This is a genomic window from Arthrobacter sp. UYP4, assembly GCF_057291175.1.
On sequence record NZ_JBXAVU010000008.1, the window covers coordinates 1 to 18,987 of the forward strand.

Below are 18,987 nucleotides of genomic sequence, written 5' to 3' on the forward strand. Positions count from 1 at the left end.
CGCTGAACACCGCGGCGCAGGGCGCCTCAGGTACACGAGGCGGAACCGTGCGGGAGAGGGCCCAAATGATTCATCAGATGAGATACGCAGACTACTACTTTACATAATCATGGTTATCGGCAGTTTTTGCTCGTCTCGAAGAGGGGCTGTTGGGGCTTCAGAACGGTCTCGATGAGCGGTCTATCGCTTCATGGCGGAGTTATCGCGCAGGGCAGAGGTTCAATTGTCAGTGTCTGGTTGTTTCTCGTGCCCGAGTGCAGCGGTGATGGCGGCTGGCGACGGCAAGGCAGCTTGTTCATCAGCGGGAAGTGCGTCGTAGGTGTAGGAGGTGACAGCCAAAGGTTGGGTGGATCCCTCGAGGGCGTAGCGCACGACTCGTTCGCTCTTTGAGCCGCACACGAGGATCCCTACGGTGGGTGCTTGCCGTGGGAGTCGCAGGATGTCGTTGACGGCTGCGACGTAGAAGTTGAGTTGTCCCAGGTTCTCGGGCTTGAATTTGCCGGCCTTCAACTCCACGACCACGTATCGGTCGGAGGGGACGTGGTAAAGCAACAAATCGATGTAGAAGTCGTCCCCGTCGATGTTCAGGTGATGCTGACGGCCGACGAAGGCGAACCCTGGCCCGAACTCCGCCAGGGTCTGGGCCATCCGGAGAGTCATGGCTTCCTCGATGGCGTGTTCCTGGCTTCCTCGGTCAGCCCGAGGAAATCGAGCACCAGCGGATCCTTCGCTACTTCGCGCGCCAAGTCCGAACCCACACCGGGTAGTCGTGCTTCAAGGTTATTCGGTGCTGCGCCGGCCCGGGCATGGAGGTTGGTGAGGATCTGGTGTTCAAGGACGGCCACGGACCAGCCGTGCTGAGCAGCCCGCGCTGCGTACCAGGAGCGGACATCGTGGTCGCCGACCTTGTTCAGAAGGGTGACGTTGTGGCTCCAGCTCAATTGTCCAGACGGTGTCTGGACAATTGATTCCGTGCCGTCCCACGCAGCGGCAAAGGCACGCATATTGTACAGGTTCGTCCGGGAGAAGCCCTTCATATGGGGGAACTCTGACTTCAAATCCTTCGCGAGGTGGTCGAGGACCCTACTCCCCCAGGGTTCGTCGGCCTGCCTGTCCAGAATGGACCGCCCGATGTTCCAGTACAACTCGATCATCGCCGTGTTCACGACGCGCTGCGCGCGGTGCTGAGCTTCCTGCACCAGCGCCGTCAGAGCGGTGAGGGTGGCGGCGTAGTCTCTTGGAAGATCCGGCTCCAGCTGGGTCATGAAACCACCCTAGTTGGACGTACCAGTGTTCATTCCCCGTCAGCCCGAGCCTGCGGTGGCAGTGCTGCTACAGCAGACGATCGGCAAGCAGGGTGATCGACAACTAGCGCCACAACCTGTGGCGCAATTAAAGACCAGCCACGCAGTAATTCCGCACTTCTGTGTGACCGCGCTCGATAGCGGGTGATTGTTCTTGGATGTGGCCGGGGTGCTGCAACCAACCAGGAGCCGTCGTCGGCAGATCTTCGCGAGGCTGTAAGCAAAGGCCTTTTAGAACGTCTAGTGATCGACTACCAGATCATCCTTTTGCTTCCGTTTCCGGTCGACCATTCCCGGTGTTCTTCAGCCAAGCTCCTGTACTGCTCGGCGTTTACCTTGACTCCCATCACTTCGTCATCGGTCAATTGCCGGCGCACCTTCGCGGGAACTCCCGCAACAAGCGATCGAGGCGGCACGGACGTTCCTTCCAGGACCACGGCGCCGGCTGCGACCAGCGACCCGCTGCCAATGACCGCGCCGTTCATGATGGTCGCGCTCATGCCGATCAGACAGTCGTCCTCTATGGTGCAGCCGTGCACGACTGCGCTGTGGCCCACGCTGACCCGTGCGCCGATGGTCGCGGGGAAACCGGGGTCTGCATGAACGACGACGTTGTCCTGCAGGTTGGTCCCCTCCCCCACCCGTATGGGCGCCGTGTCAGCACGGACGGTAACGCCGTAAAAGGCGCTCGCTCCCGGGCCGAGGACGACGTCACCGATCAATGACGCCGTCGACGCGACGAAGACCGTGTCATGGACTACCGGAAGATGACCGCGAAACGGGATGATGCTCACGCCGACACTAGCTTCCCGTTGAGCATCCGCTGGACCGGTGTCGGGGCGTCATCACGCAGCACCTCCGGAAGCCGGGACTGCGGGAAGCCCTGGTAGGCGACGGGCCGGAGGAACCGGAGGATGGCGGCGGTTCCGACGGAGGTCGTGCCGGCCTGGGTGGTTGCGGGGTAGGGCCCGCCGTGGTGCTGGGCGTACGTGACGGACACGCCGGTGGGCCACTGATTCCAAAGGAGACGCCCGGCCCGCTTCGCAAGCTCGCGGATGAGGTCCTGCACGTCGTCGGCCTCTTCGCCGTGAATGCTCGCGGTCAGCTGACCCTCCAGCACGCGAGCCAGGCTCAGCAGATCGCCCTCGTCCTCGTAGGTCACGACCAGCGCGGCAGGACCAAACCGCTCGGCGAGCAAGGGGGAAGGATCGCCCAGCACGTCCCCGATGCTCGTCACCAGAAGGATTGCTTCCGGTGGGTCAGCGAAGGCCTTCTCGCTTCCCAACAGGGGCGTGACGCCCGGGTGGGACACGAGCTCCTGCAGGGAGCGGACGTACCCCTCCTGAATCCCGTTATTGAGTAGTGGCGACGGCGGCGGCGGCGTCTGTGAGCGCAGGTGGACCAGCATGTCCTCCGGGACGACGAGCACGCCCGGTTTGGTGCAGAGCTGTCCGGAACTGGCCGTCACGGAGGCGAAGAAGGCCGAGGCGATGTCTGCACCCCTGGCGTGGGCGGCCGTCCTTGTGACGAAGGTCGGGTTCACGCTGCCCATCTCCGCGAAAAAGGGGATGGGTGTCTCGCGGGCGTTGGCGAGATCGAACAGCGCCCGCCCTGCTGCGATTGATCCCGTGAAGGATCCCGCCTGTACCCGGGGATCCAGCAGGGCTGAACGTCCGGCATCGAGACCGAAGATGACCGAGTACAGCCCGGACGGAGCGCCAGCGTCACGGAGGGCGGCCTGGATGACGTCCGCTGTCGCGACCGACAGTTCGGGATGCCCGGGGTGGGCCTTGAGGATGACCGGGCACCCGGCCGCGAGGGCTGCAGCCGTGTCGCCGCCGGCCCCGCTGAAGGCGAACGGGAAGTTGCTGGCCGCGAAGACCAGGACGGGGCCCACGGGTTCCAGCACCCGGCGCAGGTCCGGGCGCGGAGCCCCCATCGGCCACTGCTCGTCCGCGGTGTCGATGCGGATGTCCTGGTAGGAGCCGTCGTCGAGCACCTCGGCGAAGAGCCGGAGCTGGAACGTCGTCCTCTTCAGCTCGCCGCGCAGGCGGGCCTCGGAAAGGAAGGTCTCCCTGGTCCCCAGGTCGACGAGAGTGTCCGCGGCCCCGTCCAGGTGGTCCGCGATGGCGCGAAGCGCCGCAGCGCGGTTGCGGGCGGGCGTCGCGGCCCACGGATCCGCGGCAGCCGCTGCCGCGGACAGGACCTGCTCGAGTTCCTCGGTCCGGGTGTCCTCAATCGTGCTGTTCATGGCCCGTCAGTCCTCTCCGATGCTGCTCATGCTGTCTGTGCTGTCTCCGGCTGGTTCACGAGGCAGCGTAGCGGCTCGCCCCGACCTGCACGGTACGCCTCCTCGGCGGCGAGCCGTTGCAGCGCGGCCAGTGACGCCTCGGAGTAGAAGGCTGCGTGCGGCGTCAGGACCGCGTTGGCATGTCTCCTCAATCCGTGGTCCGCGGGCAGGGGCTCCGGGTCGAAGACATCCAGGGCTGCTCCTGCGAGCTGTCCGGCGTCGAGGGCAGCCAGGACGGCGTCCTGGTCCACCAGGGTCCCGCGCGCCGTGTTGACGACGAAGGATCCCGGCTGCATCTTCCGCAGGTTCTCCGCGTTCACGACCTTGTAGGTGTCCGGAGTCGCAGGTGCGTGGAGTGAGACGACATTCGCCCTGCGGAAGAGGGTGTCCAGGTCCACGAGCTCGATGCCGTGGTGGGCCGCGACCGACGGATCGAGAAAGGGGTCGAAAGCCAGGACGGGGAACCCGAAGGGCTTGAGCCGGGCGACGACGCCGAGCCCTATGCGGCCCAGCCCGATCAGCCCGACCGTGGTGTCTGCGGAAGCACGGATAGGAGCCAAAGACGGCGGCGAGATCCAGCCTCCCCCACTGAGCACCCGATCGAACTGCACGAGCTTGCGCACGAGGACGAGGATCAGGCTCAGCGTATGGTCGGCCACGGTGTCGGCGCCGTAGTCGGGGACGTTGCAGACCGAGATCCCCCGCTCGTTCGCCGCCTGGAGGTCGACGTTGTCGTAGCCGATGCCGTACCGGATGACGACCGCACCAGCCGGCAGCTCGTCGAGAACTGCGGCCGTGATGGGCGCGAAGTTCACCAGGACGACGTCGGCCCCGCGGACCGCCTCGCGTGCGGCCTCTTCCGTGGTTGCCTGATACACCTCGAAGCCGGCGCTGAGCGCTGCGGCGGCGGCGCGCTCGTCCTCGAGTCCCCGGAAGTTGTGGTCCGTGACGACGATGCGCATCACCGCACCCCCACCGTTGCGGCCAGGCCGCGCTCGGAGAGGCTGCGGATGAGGTCGCGGATGCCGAATTCCCAGGGCGGTGCCGCCTCCGAGGAGGTGACGCGGTTGACGAGGGTCCCGAGCTGAGGGCTGGAGATCCTGACGATGTCGCGCGGATGGTGGGTGAATCCCATGTCCGCGCCGTCCCGGTCGGCGGTCGGGGCGAAGAGCGTTCCGAGGTAGAGCAGGATCCCGTCGGGGTACTGGTGGGAGTCCCCGACCGTGTAGCGGGCCAGCGCCTCCGGGTCCCGCGAGATGAGGGGCATGGAGCTGGCCCCGTCGAGGACGAAGCCGTCGTCCTCGCCCAGTACCTCGAGCCGGACCTCGGCGGCCCGGACGTCGTCGAGGCTGAATGCGTCGTCGAACAGGCGGATGAACGGGCCGACGGCGGCGGAGGCGTTGTTGTCCTTCGCCTTTGGCAGCAGCAGCGCGGACCGGCCTTCGACGTCCCGCAGGTTGACGTCGTTCCCCAGGGTTGCGCCGACCACCTGCCCCGTGGACGTCACGAGGATCGCGACCTCCGGTTCGGGGTTGTTCCAGGTGGAGACGGACGCGACTCCGATGTCCTGGCCGCAGCCCACCGCCGAGAGGACGGGTGCCTTGGTGAACACCTCCGGGTCCGGGCCCAGTCCCACCTCCAGGTACTGCGACCACAGGCCCTTGGCCGACAGTTCGGCCTTCAGGGCGTCCGCGTCGGCGCTGCCGGGCCGGACCGTCGTGAGGTCGGCTCCGACGAGCTGCTCCAGTTCGGCGCGGAAGGAGGTGGCGGCGTGCTTGTCGCCGCCCGCGCGTTCCTCGATCAGGCGTTCCATGAGCGAGTTCGCGAATGTCACTCCGGCCGCTTTCAGCACGGACAGGTCGACGGGAGCGAGGAGGCGGACGCCGGTGTGGCGCTCGTCGAGCGAGTTGCGCAGGACGTCGTCGAGGTCCCAGCTGCGGGTTCCTTCCGCCGCCGCGACCTGTGCCGCCGGGTCCGCGGACTCGAGCAGGTCGCTCATGGTGGGGAAGGCGTCCGTGATGTCGTGGACGCGGCGGTCCCGTACGACGACGACGCACGGCCCGTCGACCTCGGGATCGAGGACCCGGCCCACGAGTGTTGCTGCGTCTGCGTCGACCGGCAGGACATCGGCGTGGTTTTCGAGAAGATGCATCGGCTTCTTTCAGGAGCTCGTGCTCGCGTGGTTCCTCACGCGGCGGGAATGGATTCGTGCAGCCGGTAGGCGTTGATCGCGGCCCCGCCGCGCACGGCTGCCAGGTCGGAGGCCGACAGGCCGGTGGCGGCCACGAGCGCGGAGAGGTCCTGCCACGCCTCCCGGTAGCTGCGCTGGAGCAGGATGACGGGCCAGTTGCTGGCCAGCATCGACCGCTGCGGGCCGAACTTGGCGAGCGCCCAGTCCACATAGCGAGCGAGTTCGTCGGGCCGCCACTGGGACCACGCGGTCAGGACGTCGATCCCGACGGAGATCTTGATGGAGACGGAGGGCGACGACGCCAGCTCGGCGATCTGCCCCGCCCACGGCTCCCAGCCGCCGGAATCCACCGGCGGACGCGCGAGGTGGTCGAGCACGACCCGGAGGTCGGGAACGGCGCGCGTCAGGGCGCCGACCGCCGCCACCTGGTCGGGGGTGACGGGCACGATGTCCCAGGACAGTCCCCGCTCGGCGAGGTCCCCGAACAGGGAGATGACGTCGGGGTTGCCCAGCCACTCAAGGGAACGCTTTCCCACGAGGCAGCGGACCCCTGCCCACGCCGTCGTATCCGCGCGTGCCAGCTCGGCCCTGGCCGCCTCGGGCTGCTCGAGCGGGAGCCAGCCCACGACGCCGGCCACTGTGCCGCACGAGGAGGCGTAGGCCGCGAGCCGGTCATTCTCGTCGCTGCTGTCGACCGACTGGATGAGCACCGTCGCGTCCACTCCGGAGCCGACGAGCTCCGAGGCCAGGTCGGCGGGTTCGTAGTCCCGCGCGATGTGGCTGTGGTCGGACGTTCGCCAGGCCTGCTCCTGGGCCTCGAGCTTCCAGTAGTGGTGGTGCGCGTCGACGACGCGGGGTGCCTGCTCCTGTGCCTGCTCCATCAGTGTCCCTTCCATCGGGGTGTGCGGTGCTCGGTGAAGGCTGCGACGCCCTCCTGGAAATCTGCGCTGCCGTAGCACGCGAGCAGGAGGTCGTCGCCGTTCGCGGCGGGATCTTCCTGCAGGCGCCGGTCCATCTCCTTGAGCGCGGCGATGGTGACAGGGGCCGTCTGGCTCATCCTGGTGCTGAGCTTGGACAGCGTGGCCTCGAACTCCTCGTGCGCCACCACCTTGTACACGAAGCCTGCCTTCTGCGCTTCACCGGCGGGCAGGAGTGCTGCGGCGAGGAGCATGGCCATGGTGCGTCCCTGGCCCATGCGGGCCTGGAGCCGCCTCAGCACCACGGGAGGAATGCAGTTCCCGACCGTCCGGGCGATCGGCACCCCGAACGTCGAGGACTCGGTGGCGATGACGACGTCGGAGCAGGCGGCGATCGCAAGCCCGGCGCCGACGGCGGGACCATCGACGGCGGCGATGACCGGGATGCTGAGCTTCAGCAGCGAGTCGAGGATCGCGCCGACCCGCTGCTCGTACTCGAGCCCCTGCTCGCCGGTCGTGAAGGACGAGAACTGCGTGATGTCGGTGCCGGCGGCGAAGGCCCCGCCCTGGCCCCGGATGACCAGGACCCTGACCGACGGGTCCGCCGCCGTCTGCTCGAGGGCTTCCGCGAGCTCGTCGTACATCCGCCAGGTGAGTGCGTTGTGGCGCCCAGGGTGGGACAGGACCACCTGGAGGATCGGCCCGCTCCTCTCGAGGAGGATCCGCCCCTCGTCAGCAGCAGTGGCCCTCATCTTCCCAGCACCTCGTCGTTGTGCTCCCCGAGCAGCGGTGGGTGTCGGCGGATGGTGGGAGGAGTCCGGCTGAGCCGGATGGGGGACCCGATGACCTCGACGCGCCCCTCGACGGGATGGTCCATGAACTTGATCATGTCCCGTTCCTTCACGTGGGGGTCCTCCTCGAGGACCTGCTGGTAGTTCTGGATGGGACCTGCGGGGATGCCGGCGCCGAGGAGCACGTCGACCCACTCCGCCGTCGTCCTCCCGGTGAAGACCGCCTCCAGCTCCGCGACGAGCGCCGCCCTGTTGGCCATCCGGCTGGGGTTGTCGATGAAGCGCGTGTCCGACAGGAGCCGGGTGAGCTCGGTGCACTCGCAGAGGCGGTTCCACAGCCGGTCGTTGTTCGCTCCGATCGTGACGTACCCGTCCTTCGTGGCGAGGGCCTGGTACGGCGCCGACATGCGGTTCGCGGATCCGAGGGCCAGCGGCGCATCGCCCGTCGTCCAGAACTCCGTGGACTCCCAGACGGAGAGGGCGAGGGTCGATTCGAAGAGGGAGGTCTCGAGGTATTGCCCCTGCCCGGTCTCCTTGCTCGAGCTCCAGGCGGCGAGGATCCCGACGGCGCAGAACAGCCCCGCGCCCAGATCAGCGACCGGGATGCCGCTCTTCACGGGGCGGCCGTCGGGTTCCCCGGTGATGCTCATGACGCCGGCCATGGCCTGCGCGATGAGGTCGTACCCGGGCCGTGTCGCGTAGGGGCCGGTCTTCCCGAACCCGGAGATGCTCGCGACGACCAGGCGGGGATTGATGGCACTGAGGGTGTCGAAGTCGAGTCCGAGCCGTTCCGCGACGCCCGGCCTCCAGTTCTCGATCACGACGTCGGCTGTCCGTACGAGGCGGTAGAAGGAGTCGCGCCCCTCCTCGGTCTTGAGGTCGAGGGTGATGCTGCGCTTGTTCCGGTTGAGGCTGAGGAAGGCCCGGCTGTCCTCCCCCTTGCCGGAGGTTCCCCAGGAGCGCCGGGTCTGGTCTCCGTCCTGGGGGTTCTCCACTTTGATGACGTCGGCGCCCAGGTCGGCGAGCACCATGGTGCAGAACGGTCCCGCCATGACCTGGGTGAGGTCGAGGACGGTCATGCCGGTGAGTGCCTGGGCGGCAGGTGGCCCTGCGGGCGGCGGTGGTGATGGGGGCACGGGGCTCTCCTCTGTCAGGTCGGTACGGGGATCGGGTGATCGGGCGGGCAGGGGCGGCAGCGGGCCGCCCCTGCCCGGGTGCGTTATCCCGTAGCGCCGAGCCCTGCGTTGACCTCGGTGAAGAAGTCGGACACGGCCTGCTCGATGGAGACCTCGCCGAAGCTCACACGCTCGTAGGCACGGGTGTAGGACTCCTCGAAGGTGGCCTGGTAGCCGGGAGGGTAGACGACCGTGGGCGGCTCGGACTCGGCGATCTGCTGGTACAGCTCGAGGTCGTGCTTGCGGAGCTCCGGCAGTTCGGGGTTCTCCAGCTGCGCTTCGAGGTGGCGCGAGTTGGTGACAGCACCGTTCGACGACGCGAACACCGCCGCCGCTTCGTCGTTGTTCGCCCAGAAGTCGATGAAGGCTGCCGCCGTCGGGACGTTGTCGCAGTTGACGGGGATGGCGAAGCCAGACGTGAACAGCACGTTGCCGGGCCCTGCCTCTCCCGAGGGGAGGGGGAGGGAGGTCAGTGTCTGACCGTTCCCGAGCCCGTCCAGCGTGGCCTGCGAGTTGATGATCGAGTTGCCCGGTGCGGTGTCGGCGACCGTCACTCCGCGGGAGACGTAGCTCTGCTCGGGCTGCTCGGGCTGCTCGCTCATCTGCGCCGGCGTTGCCGTCGCTCCGGCGTTGCGCATCTCCTCCCACATGGTCCAGTACTCGGCCAGTGCCTCCTCGGAGAAGCCGAGCTTGCCGTCCTTGAAGAGGGTCTCGCCCTTCGCCGCCATGTAGCTGATGAGGAAGTTCGGGCGGCCACCGCTCAGCGAGAGTGCGGAGACTCCCTCGGGCAGGTTCGGCTGCATCTCCATGGCCCAGCTCTGCAGGTCCTCCCAGGTGTAGCCCTCGGGCAGCATCTCGCTGCCCGCCTGCTCCACGAGGGTCTCGTTGACGACGAGGGCGTCGTAGGCGGCACCGTAGGGGACGACGTACAGGTTGCCGTCCGTCCCGCGGCCCGTGTCGAGGACCTCCTCGGGGATGTCGCTGACGTCGATCGCACCGGATTCGATCATCGGATCGAGGGGGAGGAACAGGTTGCGGGACGTGTAGTCGTTCAGCTGCCGGCCCTGCATCTGGGTGAGGCAGGGCAGGTTGCCACTGGTTCCCTGCACGTTGAGCCGCTGGAAGTAGGCACCGAAATCGGCGAACTCGCGCTCGATGGTGACGCCCTCGTGCTCCTCCTCGAACATGTCTGCGACGGCGTTGGTCACCTCGTTGCGCTGGCCGGCCCCCCACCAGGCGAGCCGGGCGGTGCCCGTGACCTCGCCCTGTCCGTCCACGACCTCGCCGTCGCCGGGGGCCTCTCCTACGCTGGTCCCGCCTGCACACGCGGACACTGCCAGCAGTGCTCCGAGTGCTGCCGTGGCCGCGACCGTGCGGGGCCAGCGGCGTGTGGCTGAAGATTGAATCGTCATTGTTTCCTCCATGGTTGTGTCGGGTGATCGATGTATCCGGCGAAAATGGGACGGTGCCGGCGGTGCTATTTGAGTCCGCTGGTGGCGATGCCCTCGATGAGCAGTCGCTGTGCGGCGAAGAAGAAGCCGACGACGGGCGCCAGTGAGAGCGTCGCCATGGCGAAGAGGGGTCCGAACGAGGACTGCCCGGTCGCGTCCAGGAAGCTGTTGAGGCCCTGCGTGACCGTCCAGAGTTCGGGGCGGTTGAGGTAGAGCAGCGGGCCGAGGAAGTCGTTCCAGGTGTTGATGAACGTGAACAGCGCCGTCGTGCCGAGCGCCGGGATGGACAGCGGCAGGATGATCCGGCGGAAGATCCCGACGTGGCCGCAGCCGTCCAGCCGTGCTGCGTCGTCCAGTTCGCGGGGAAGGGTGCGCATGAACTGCACCATCAGGAAGATGAAGAACGCATCCGTCGCGAGGAACTTCGGGACCGTCAGCGGCAGGATCGTGTTGATCCAGGCCAGTTCGTTGAAGAGTACGTACTGCGGAACGAGGGTCACGTGGTACGGCAGCAGCATCGTGCCGAGCATGACCGCGAAGAGGGTCCGTTTGAACGGGAACTCGAGCCGGGCGAAGGCGTAGGCCGCCAGGGCGCAGGCGATGACGTTGCCGACCACGGACAGCAGGGTGATCAGGAGCGAGTTGAAGAAGTACCGCGAGAAGGTGAAGGACCCGAGGGTCCAGCCGTCCACGTAGTTGTCCAGCGTGAAGTTGCCCGGCCAGAGGCTGAGGGTGTTGAAGGTCTCGTTGGCCGGCCGGAAGGATGCTCCCACCATCCACAGCAGGGGGTAGAGGATGACGATCAGGACGACGATCATCGTGAAGTGCCTCGCGATGGCGAGCACCATCTTGTTGCGGGACATCGTGCGGCCGAACAGGGGCTTCCGGGGAGCGGGTGCGTAGGTGGTCATCGTTCGTCTCCGTAGTGGACCCAGTACCGGGCCGATGCGAACAGGAGGGCGGTGAAGATTCCGAGCACCACGACCAGTGCCCATGCCATGGCGGATGCGTACCCCATCTCGAGGTTGGCGAAGCCGCGCTGGTAGAGGTAGAGGGTGTAGAACAGGGTCGAGTTCAGCGGACCGCCACTGCCGTTGCTGATGACGTACGCGGGGGTGAATGCCTGGAAGGCGTTGATCGTCGTCATCAGGATGTTGAAGAAGATCAGCGGCGTCAGCAGTGGCAGCGTGACGTGGCGGAAGCGGTGGAAGACGTTGGCTCCGTCCACGGACGCGGCCTCGTGCAGTTCACGTGGCACCTGCCGCAGCCCCGCCAGGAAGATGATCATGGTGGAGCCGAAGGTCCAGACGTTGAGGACCACGAGCGTGTACAGCGCGCTGTTGGGGTTGCCGATCCAGCTCTGGCCCTGGATCCCGAAGACCGCCAGCACCTGGTTGAAGATGCCCTCCTGCCCGAAGACCTGGCGCCAGAGGAGCGCGATGGCGACACTGCCGCCGATCAGGGAGGGAAGGTAGAACGCCGCGCGGTACACGGACAGCGCCTTCATGCCCTGGTTCAGGATCAGGGCGACGCCGAGGGAGGCGACCAGCACGGCCGGCACCGAGACGACGACGTACAGGAAGGTCACCTGGACGGAGTCGATGAACCGGGGATCGGCCGCCAGCATGCGTTCGTAGTTCGCGAAGCCGGCCCAGACCGGCGGCGAGAGGAGGTCGTACCTCGTGAAGGACAGGTACAGGGAGTAGAGCATCGGCCCGATGGTCAGCAGCAGGAGCCCGACGATCCAGGGCGACAGGAACCCGAAGGCGACCCACGCCTCCCGCCGTGAACCTGACCGGCGGGACGCCGTCCGGCGCTTCGTGCCGTTGCCTCCGCCATCGGACGCACCGTCTGGTTGCGGCGGCGTGTCCAAGAGGGCGGCCTGCGCGGTTCTGGTGACGTCAGTCATCGTTGTCCTTCCCGTCGTGGTCGTGTCCCTCGCCGGCCGCTGCGTCCCGCGCGTGGGACTCGACGTAGTCCGGCAGCAGCTGGCTCAGGAGCGCTGCGAAAGGGGCGGAGGTTTCTGCTGTCCGTGCAGCGGTGAGGAATTCGAAGAGGTCCTTGCTCCAGGGCCTGTCCTTGACCGCTGTTCCGCCCGCGGAATACGCGGCCGCCGTGTCGTCGAAGAACCCCCAGTTGGCGGCCACCCATGACGCTCCGGTGGAGGTGGCCACGGCCTTGAGTACCGTCTCGGGGGCTACCCCGTACTTTCCGGCCACGTCCAGCGCCTCGTGGGCGCCGGCCAGCGCGGAGAACATCATCATCTGGTTGGCCAGCTTGGTGGCCGCTCCGGTGCCCGGAGCGCCGGCCAGCAGCACCTCGCTGCCGACGGCACGCACCACGTCCTCGACGGCGTCGAAGTCCTCGCGCTCCGCTCCCACGAACACCGTCAGGTCGCCCTTGCGCGCCCTGGCCGATCCGCCGCTGACCGGAGCGTCGATGAACCGCGTCCCGTGCTCCCGGGCCGCCGCGGCGAGGGACTGCGCCGACGCCGGAAGGATGGTGCTGTGGACGATCACCGCTCCGTCGGTGCTGGTGGCGAAGTAACCCCGCTCCCCCAGCAGGATGGACTCCACGGCGGCGTCGTCCGGAACCACGAGCACGAGGACGTCCGCGGACGCGAGCTCCTCGACGGACTCGGCGCTCTTCGCGCCGGCGTCCACACAGGATCGGGCTTTGTCCGGCGCCGGGTCGAAGACGGTGAGGGGCCAGCCGTCGTCCAGCAGGGCGTGTGCCATCGGCAGGCCGAGGTTCCCGAGTCCGGCGAGGCCGATCGTTGTGGTGCGTGGCTTCGTTGCCATACTTCCTCCGGAAGCGTTGCAGTGGTGCCGGGCGGGCCCGGCACCACTGACTGACAGTGATGGGGAGTTACAGGCCTTCGTAGTAGGCGACGACGGCGTCGATGTCGACGGAGCTGTCCTTCGGCCGGCCCTGCGCCTTGTACAGCTTCGTGCGGGCGTGCATGTCCGCCAGGAGGATCGCGCGGGCGTGGGTCGCCACTTCGTGGGCCACGGCGGCGGGAACAACGATGATGCCGTCGTCGTCGCAGCCGACGATGTCCTCGGGCTGGACCTGCACTCCGCCGCAGGCGATGGTCGTCTGGACTTCCACGACCTCGATGCGGCCCGGGATGATGGTGCGTCCGCGTTCCCGGACACAGATGGGGTTGCGCTGGAGGGTCACCTCGCCGGTGTCGCGGCAGTAGCCGTCCGTGATGATGCCCGCTGCGCCTGCGCCGACGGCGGCCATGACGTTCTCGGAGCCCCAGAAACCGACTTCGCGGCCTCCGCCGGAGTCCATGACGATCACGTGACCGGGCCGCAGGTCCGCCGGGAGCTTCTTGTGGCCGTGCTTCTCGAACCAGATGCGGTGGGCCTCGACGATGTCCTGGGTCGAGTCCAGCTTCCACATGGGCTTGTTGGACGGCACACAGCGGATGGTCGCCGCGTGGCCCCAGAACTTCATGCCGTACCAGAGGGGGTGGATGGCGGGGTCCATGAGGTTGATGTCGAAGTAGCCGATGCCGTCCAGGGCGTCGGCCACATCCGCCACGCGGAGGTGCTTGTACAGGCTATTGAGGTTCTCGGGATCGGCCTTCTCGTAGTCGGGGGCCGTGCTGTTGGTGAGCGTCGTCATGGGACACCTTTCGCTTCTTCGGGAACAGTTGTCGCGCAGCGACCTGCCATCGATCTGCTGCCGGGATTCGCTTCAGTGACCCGTGTCACTTTCTCGCTTGCATATTGTCTACAGCATTCAATCGACTTAAGACAAGAGGTAGCGGCATAATGGTTCGAACGCCTTCCCCTACCCTCCTGGAGGATCAACAGTGGTCATGTCCACAAGCGCCTCCGCACCATCAGCACCAGGCCGTATCAAGTCGGCCAGCCTGGTAGACCTCGCCGCGGAGGCCATCCGCAGACAGATCCTCTCCGGGGCGCTTGGCCCCGGCGATCGTTTGATCGAGGAGCGACTCACAGAGGAATTAGGGATCAGCAGGCCCCCATTGCGGGAAGCCCTCCGCATCCTTTCGCAGGAAGGACTCATCGAGACGCGCCCACGCCAGGGGTCCATCGTCGCCACGCTGACCGACCAGGATGTGTTCGAGATCCTTACGCTTCGGTCCGCTCTCGAGAAGCTTGCAGTGGAGCTCGGGGTGCCGGTTCAGAGCCCGCACAGACTTGAGCGGTGTCGACATGCCCTCGAGCAGATGGAGGATTGCGCGCGCCGCGAGGATCGGGCGACTCTGGTCGCACGGGGCTACGCGTTTCATGCCTCGATCGTCGCCCTAGCCGGTCACCGCAGACTGGAAGCGACTTATGCATCCGTGCAGCAGCAGTTGCTGCTATGCATGGCCAGAAACCTTTACGTGCGTGAGCATTACCACGAGAACCTTGTGGACCACGTCGGCAGGCACCGATTTCTCCTCGAACTCATCGAAGCCGGTGATCCGCAAGCGGTTCTTGCGGAGCTTGCAGTACACGGAGAGCGCTCGTTCACAGAATCGCAGCCCAACGGGGGCCTTCAGAAGCCATCGCAGGGCTAATTCTCAGCCCACCTAATACCGCAAACGCAAATCATGCCCCGATGCTTGCAGTCATTCATGGGAGCGCTGTGGTCCCAACCCGACAGAACGCAGGTTATCGGCTGAAAGTGAGGCTAGAGGTTAGCCCGAGTTTTGGCTAGACTTGTGGCATGAAGACCGTCCCGTTGAGTGAAGCAAAAGACAAGCTGTCGTCCCTGGTCGATGAAGCAGACAGGACGCACGAGATCATCCAGATCACCCGGCACGGACATCCGTCGGCGGTTCTGATGTCGGCCGATGATCTGGAGTCACTCCAGGAGACCATCCATTGGCTGTCCCAGCCTGGTATCAGAGAGGACCTGGCTCAGGCCAGGCGTGACATCGCCGAGGGTTCAACCGTCAGTGGCGAAGACCTGCGCCACGAGTTCGGACTGCCCCCGAAGTGAGCGAGACACCACCAGGCGACCCGGCGGAGGATCGAGGTCCATGGAAGGTCGAGGTCACCAGTCCCGCGCTGAAGGGATTCCGTCAGCTACCCGAGAAGGTTGCCGCCGCGATCGTCGAATTCGTCACCGGGCCACTGGCCGATAATCCTCGCCGACTCAGCAAGCCCCTCACCAATGAACTCCTGGGCTTGCGCACCGCGCGCCGAGGCGACTACCGGGTCCTGATCACCCTCGATGTCGAAAAGCACGTTCTGTACGTCCACCGCATCGAACATCGATCCAGCGTCTACAAGAGCCGCTAACTCCTGAGCTCGAGGCTCGGTTCCTGCGGAAGCACAGGCAGCGCCTTGGCACCGACAGCCTGACAAAATACAAATTATCGGCGATCGCGTCAGTAGCCGAGAGGGGCTCGGAGGTCCATCATGCGCTACAGCTTATGACGCAACGAAGGTACTGAAGCGGGAGACTTGATAGGCAGAGTGTACGGGGCCACGTCGTGGCGGCAGCTAGTAGGCCATCGGGTAGGGAGATCCCGCTACTGGTTGAAGGCGGCGTCGAAGGAGGTCTCCGACGGCGCGAAGTCGAAGCGCTTCAGGAATGCCAGGGCCTCCGGTGCTCCCTGCAGCCGGTCCATGCCGGCGTCCTCCCATTCCACGGAGATGGGTCCGGTGTACCCGATGGCCGTCAGGGCGCGGAAGCTGTCCTCCCAGGGCACGTCGCCGCGGCCCGTCGAGACGAAGTCCCAGCCGCGGCGCGGGTCGCCCCACGGGAGGTGGGAGGAGAGGATGCCGTTGCGACCTCCGCCCATGCGCATCTTCGTGTCCTTGCAGTCCACGTGGTAGATCCGGTCCTTGAAGTCCGAGATGAAGGCCACCGGGTCGATCTGCTGCCACATGAAGTGGCTGGGGTCCCAGTTGAGGCCGAACGCGGGGCGGTGCCCGATGGCCTCGAGGGTGCGCTGGGTGGACCAGTAGTCGTAGGCGATCTCGGAGGGGTGGACCTCGTGGGCGAAGCGGACCCCGCATTCGTCGAAGACGTCGAGGATCGGGTTCCAGCGGTCTGCGAAGTCCTGGTAGCCGGCATCGATCACCGTGGAGGGCACCGGCGGGAACATGGCGACGTACTGCCAGATGGAGGAGCCAGTGAAACCGATGACGGTGTCGACACCGAGCTTCTTCGCGAGGCGCGCGGTCAGCTTCATCTCCTCGGCGGCGCGCTGGCGCACGCCCTCGGGATCGCCGTCGCCCCAGATCTTCGGGCCGACGATCCCCTGGTGGCGGAAGTCGATCGGGTCGTCGCAGACGGCCTGGCCCTTGAGGTGGTTGGAGATGGCCCAGACCTTGAGTCCGTTGCGCTCGAGGATGTCGAGGCGGTCCTGGATGTACGCGTCGTCGTCCCACCGCCACGCGTCGAGGTGGTCGCCCGAGACGGCGATCTCCAGGCCGTCGTAGCCCCACTGGCCGGCGAGTTCGGCGACCTTCTCGAAGGGGAGATCGGCCCACTGGCCGGTGAACAGGGTGAAGTTGCGGGTCATGGAATGTCTCCTTGTAGGAAAGGGGCGAGATACTCCGCCAACCGGTCGCTATCGCCGCGGAGTGGCTTCGGCTCGGTTCGCGGATCCGTTCTAGACGGTTTTGGTCCAGACGCTCTCGGCGTCCGCGCTGCGCTCCACCCCGTTGAGTACCTTTTGCACCTGCAGGCCGTCGGCGAACGACGGTTCGGGCTGGCGGCCTTCGGCGATCGCTTCGACGAAGTCCTTCGCCTGATGCACGAAGCCGTGCTCGTAGCCGAGCGAGTGGCCGGCGGGCCACCACGCCGAGACGTAGGGGTGCATGGGCTCGGTGACCAAGATGTTGGTGAATCCCTGTCGTGTGTCGGGCGCTGTCGCATCGTAGAAGCCGAGGGAGTTCATGTTCTCAAGGTCGAAGGAGATGGCGCCGGTGGAGCCGGCCACTTCGATGCGTAGCGCGTTCTTACGACCCGTGGACATCCGGGTGGCTTCGAACGAACCGATCGCGCCGCCGTCGAAACGGCCGTTGAAAAGCGCAAGATCGTCCACGGTGGCGCTGCCGCTTCCGGCAGCACCTGCCGTGCCCGGGACGTCGCCAGGCAGGGGCCGCTCGTGAATGAAGGTGTTCAGAATGCCGCTGACACCGGTGATTCTCTGCCCGGTGATGAACTGCGCCAGATCGACGGCATGAGCACCCAGGTCACCGAGTGCGCCGGAACCGGCGTGCTCTTTCTCCAGACGCCACGTCAAAGGAGCTTCGGCGTCGACCAGCCAATCCTGCAGGTAGGCAGCGCGCACCTGGCGTACTTCCCCGATTGCACCGGACCGTACAAGATCCCTGGCAAACGCAGCCGCCGGAACGCGACGGTACGTGAACCCGACCATCGCGAACACACACTTGCCCGCGCGCGCCGCGGCGGAGGCCATCGCCTCGGCCTCTTCGAGGGTGTTAGCGAGCGGCTTCTCGCACAGGACATGCTTACCCGCTTCGAGCGCAGCTATGGCAATTTCAGCATGCGATCCACCAGGAGTGACGATGTCGATGACGTCGATATCGTCACGGGCAATGGCGGCCCGCCAATCCGTGCCCGTTTCCTTCCACCCCCATTTCCTTGCTGCGGCTTCCACCCCCTGCGCATTGCGTCCCACGAGAAGGGACATCTCCGGTCGGGCTGGAAGGTCATAGAAGCGTGGCGCAACCCGCCAACCCTGGGAATGGGCAGCCCCCATGAAGCCGTGTCCAATTAGCGCGATCTTCAGGGGTGGTACGTCGTTATGCATGTTTCCTCTTCGTCCGGCGGCAGGTGTGGGGATGGTCGGAAGGGGTGGGCGCTTCATTCACTTGCCCGGGTACTGGCGAAGAGCGTTCACCGTGCCAGAAATGGCTAGCTTTGCCCTTTGGCAGCAGGAGAATTAAGCTGCCAGACAGTATTCGTGGCAAAGCTTGTCACGTGGCGGTCCTTGGGTAATCGACGTACGCGAAGCGGCGGCTGTCCGGCGCCCAACTGTTGACGTTGAGCGTGCCTTGTCCACCAAGGAGATCGACGGCGTCCCAAGCGTTGTTCCCGTCAGGATCCGCGATGCGCAGCAGGACCGGCTCGTTGGCCGGATGGCCCTCCACCCCTTGCTGGTAACTGAGGTACACGAGGGCGGACCCGTCCGGGGCCGGGTGCGGGAACCAGTTCACACGCTCGTCCGTCGTCAGCTGCTCCATCCCGGTGCCGTCGGTCCGCATCCGGAACAGCTGGGAGTGCCCCGCCCGGTCCGAGGCCCGCTCCGAGTTGAAGTACAGCGACGTTCCGTCCGGGCTGTACTCCACGCCGTCGTGCGGACGGTCCGAGTCGGTCAGCTGGGTAGTGATGCCGTCATTTACGTCGACGGCGTAGATATTATAGGTCATGGCTGCCCCATTGCGGCGACATCCTATATGCACCAGGGTGCCACCGTCGGGTGAGATGCCGTGCAGGTAGCGGGCCTCGAGCCCGTCGTCTGGCTGGGTCACACGTCGCGCCTCGCCGCCGCCCAGCGGCACCTCATAGAGGTGCCCGTCCTGGGAGGAGAGGTAGAGGAAGCGGCCATCCGCCGACACCACGTGGTCGTTGTTGGAGTCCGTCACCGCACCGGTAAAGATGACGCGCGGCTGCCCGTCCTCCTGTGGCGGGGTGCGGTACATCAGGCCGTCGCAGTTGAAGACGAGCCATGCGCCGTCGGGGGTCCAGTTCGGGGCCTCGATGACGAAGTCGTGGGTCTCGAAGACACATGTCGACGAACGGGTGACGACGTCGAACACCATCAGGCGGGCCCGCTGGCCGGGTAGGAGCCGACGCCATCGGCTGTCTCCCGCCCTGCCCGGCTGATCGTCCCTGGTGCTGGCCTGCCGATCCACTATG

The 18,987-nt window shown here is 66.2% G+C and carries 20 protein-coding genes; 3 read left to right on the plus strand and 17 right to left on the minus strand.

Translation table 11 applies throughout. The features are described 5' to 3' along the window. Positions 1-219: 219 nt before the first annotated feature. From AC0Z9V_RS17240 to AC0Z9V_RS17305, 14 genes are all read right to left on the minus strand, one after another. Entirely contained in the window at positions 220-648 is a 429-nt protein-coding gene (locus AC0Z9V_RS17240) for a PDDEXK nuclease domain-containing protein (RefSeq protein ID WP_479821391.1), read from the minus strand. An 8-nt stretch (positions 649-656) separates the two neighbouring features. Further along, on the minus strand, positions 657-1,265 hold the full coding sequence (locus AC0Z9V_RS17245; RefSeq protein WP_479821392.1) for a DUF1016 N-terminal domain-containing protein: 609 nt from the start codon (positions 1,263-1,265) through the stop codon (positions 657-659). 290 nt (positions 1,266-1,555) lie between these two features. Then, on the minus strand, positions 1,556-2,098 hold the full coding sequence (locus tag AC0Z9V_RS17250; protein WP_479821393.1) for a gamma carbonic anhydrase family protein: 543 nt from the start codon (positions 2,096-2,098) through the stop codon (positions 1,556-1,558). Next, positions 2,095-3,555 carry an aldehyde dehydrogenase (NADP(+)) gene (locus AC0Z9V_RS17255; RefSeq protein WP_485142269.1) on the minus strand — a complete coding sequence of 487 codons (1,461 nt, stop codon included), beginning with the start codon at positions 3,553-3,555 and terminating at the stop codon, positions 2,095-2,097. Before AC0Z9V_RS17255 ends, AC0Z9V_RS17250 begins: the two co-directional genes overlap by 4 nt. Positions 3,556-3,581: 26 nt before the next feature. Further along, positions 3,582-4,556 carry a C-terminal binding protein gene (locus AC0Z9V_RS17260; protein WP_479821395.1) on the minus strand — a complete coding sequence of 325 codons (975 nt, stop codon included), beginning with the start codon at positions 4,554-4,556 and terminating at the stop codon, positions 3,582-3,584. Then, positions 4,556-5,746, minus strand: coding sequence for a fumarylacetoacetate hydrolase family protein (locus AC0Z9V_RS17265; protein WP_479821396.1), 1,191 nt, complete (start codon positions 5,744-5,746; stop codon positions 4,556-4,558). Before AC0Z9V_RS17265 ends, AC0Z9V_RS17260 begins: the two co-directional genes overlap by 1 nt. Before the next feature lie 35 nt (positions 5,747-5,781). After that, positions 5,782-6,666: an amidohydrolase family protein gene (locus tag AC0Z9V_RS17270; protein WP_479821397.1), complete on the minus strand. Its 885-nt coding sequence runs from the start codon at positions 6,664-6,666 to the stop codon at positions 5,782-5,784. After that, positions 6,666-7,454: an enoyl-CoA hydratase gene (locus tag AC0Z9V_RS17275; RefSeq protein ID WP_479821398.1), complete on the minus strand. Its 789-nt coding sequence runs from the start codon at positions 7,452-7,454 to the stop codon at positions 6,666-6,668. The genes AC0Z9V_RS17270 and AC0Z9V_RS17275 overlap by 1 nt, the downstream gene beginning before the upstream one ends. Next, the gene (locus AC0Z9V_RS17280; protein ID WP_479821399.1) at positions 7,451-8,629 is read right to left on the minus strand and encodes a CaiB/BaiF CoA transferase family protein; all 1,179 of its coding nucleotides are present in this window, start codon (positions 8,627-8,629) and stop codon (positions 7,451-7,453) included. The genes AC0Z9V_RS17275 and AC0Z9V_RS17280 overlap by 4 nt, the downstream gene beginning before the upstream one ends. 83 nt (positions 8,630-8,712) lie before the next feature. Beyond that, a complete protein-coding gene (locus AC0Z9V_RS17285) occupies positions 8,713-10,080 on the minus strand; it encodes an ABC transporter substrate-binding protein (RefSeq protein ID WP_479821400.1) in 1,368 nt (455 codons plus the stop codon). A 65-nt stretch (positions 10,081-10,145) separates the two neighbouring features. Then, complete coding sequence (locus AC0Z9V_RS17290) at positions 10,146-11,030, minus strand: carbohydrate ABC transporter permease (protein WP_479821401.1); 885 nt, start codon at positions 11,028-11,030, stop codon at positions 10,146-10,148. Continuing rightward, entirely contained in the window at positions 11,027-12,028 is a 1,002-nt protein-coding gene (locus AC0Z9V_RS17295; protein WP_479821402.1) for a carbohydrate ABC transporter permease, read from the minus strand. Before AC0Z9V_RS17295 ends, AC0Z9V_RS17290 begins: the two co-directional genes overlap by 4 nt. Then, entirely contained in the window at positions 12,021-12,920 is a 900-nt protein-coding gene (locus AC0Z9V_RS17300; protein ID WP_137368348.1) for an NAD(P)-dependent oxidoreductase, read from the minus strand. Before AC0Z9V_RS17300 ends, AC0Z9V_RS17295 begins: the two co-directional genes overlap by 8 nt. A 67-nt stretch (positions 12,921-12,987) precedes the next feature. Further along, complete coding sequence (locus tag AC0Z9V_RS17305) at positions 12,988-13,755, minus strand: RraA family protein (protein WP_104116725.1); 768 nt, start codon at positions 13,753-13,755, stop codon at positions 12,988-12,990. Positions 13,756-13,951: 196 nt separating this feature from the next. Here AC0Z9V_RS17305 and AC0Z9V_RS17310 point away from each other — a divergent pair, with 196 nt between their 5' ends. The 3 genes from AC0Z9V_RS17310 to AC0Z9V_RS17320 all read left to right on the plus strand — a co-directional run bounded on the left by AC0Z9V_RS17310 (position 13,952) and on the right by AC0Z9V_RS17320 (position 15,389). After that, the gene (locus tag AC0Z9V_RS17310) at positions 13,952-14,662 is read left to right on the plus strand and encodes a GntR family transcriptional regulator (RefSeq protein ID WP_479821403.1); all 711 of its coding nucleotides are present in this window, start codon (positions 13,952-13,954) and stop codon (positions 14,660-14,662) included. A 149-nt stretch (positions 14,663-14,811) separates the two neighbouring features. After that, entirely contained in the window at positions 14,812-15,087 is a 276-nt protein-coding gene (locus AC0Z9V_RS17315) for a type II toxin-antitoxin system Phd/YefM family antitoxin (RefSeq protein WP_479821404.1), read from the plus strand. After that, a complete protein-coding gene (locus tag AC0Z9V_RS17320; RefSeq protein ID WP_479821405.1) occupies positions 15,084-15,389 on the plus strand; it encodes a type II toxin-antitoxin system RelE family toxin in 306 nt (101 codons plus the stop codon). Before AC0Z9V_RS17315 ends, AC0Z9V_RS17320 begins: the two co-directional genes overlap by 4 nt. Before the next feature lie 233 nt (positions 15,390-15,622). Here AC0Z9V_RS17320 and AC0Z9V_RS17325 read toward each other — a convergent pair whose 3' ends face one another. The 3 genes from AC0Z9V_RS17325 to AC0Z9V_RS17335 all read right to left on the minus strand — a co-directional run bounded on the left by AC0Z9V_RS17325 (position 15,623) and on the right by AC0Z9V_RS17335 (position 18,983). Beyond that, on the minus strand, positions 15,623-16,621 hold the full coding sequence (locus tag AC0Z9V_RS17325; protein ID WP_485142270.1) for a sugar phosphate isomerase/epimerase family protein: 999 nt from the start codon (positions 16,619-16,621) through the stop codon (positions 15,623-15,625). 90 nt (positions 16,622-16,711) lie between these two features. After that, the gene (locus tag AC0Z9V_RS17330; protein ID WP_485142271.1) at positions 16,712-17,878 is read right to left on the minus strand and encodes a Gfo/Idh/MocA family protein; all 1,167 of its coding nucleotides are present in this window, start codon (positions 17,876-17,878) and stop codon (positions 16,712-16,714) included. A gap of 166 nt (positions 17,879-18,044) precedes the next feature. Next, positions 18,045-18,983 carry a TolB family protein gene (locus AC0Z9V_RS17335; protein WP_485142272.1) on the minus strand — a complete coding sequence of 313 codons (939 nt, stop codon included), beginning with the start codon at positions 18,981-18,983 and terminating at the stop codon, positions 18,045-18,047. Positions 18,984-18,987: the final 4 nt, after the last annotated feature.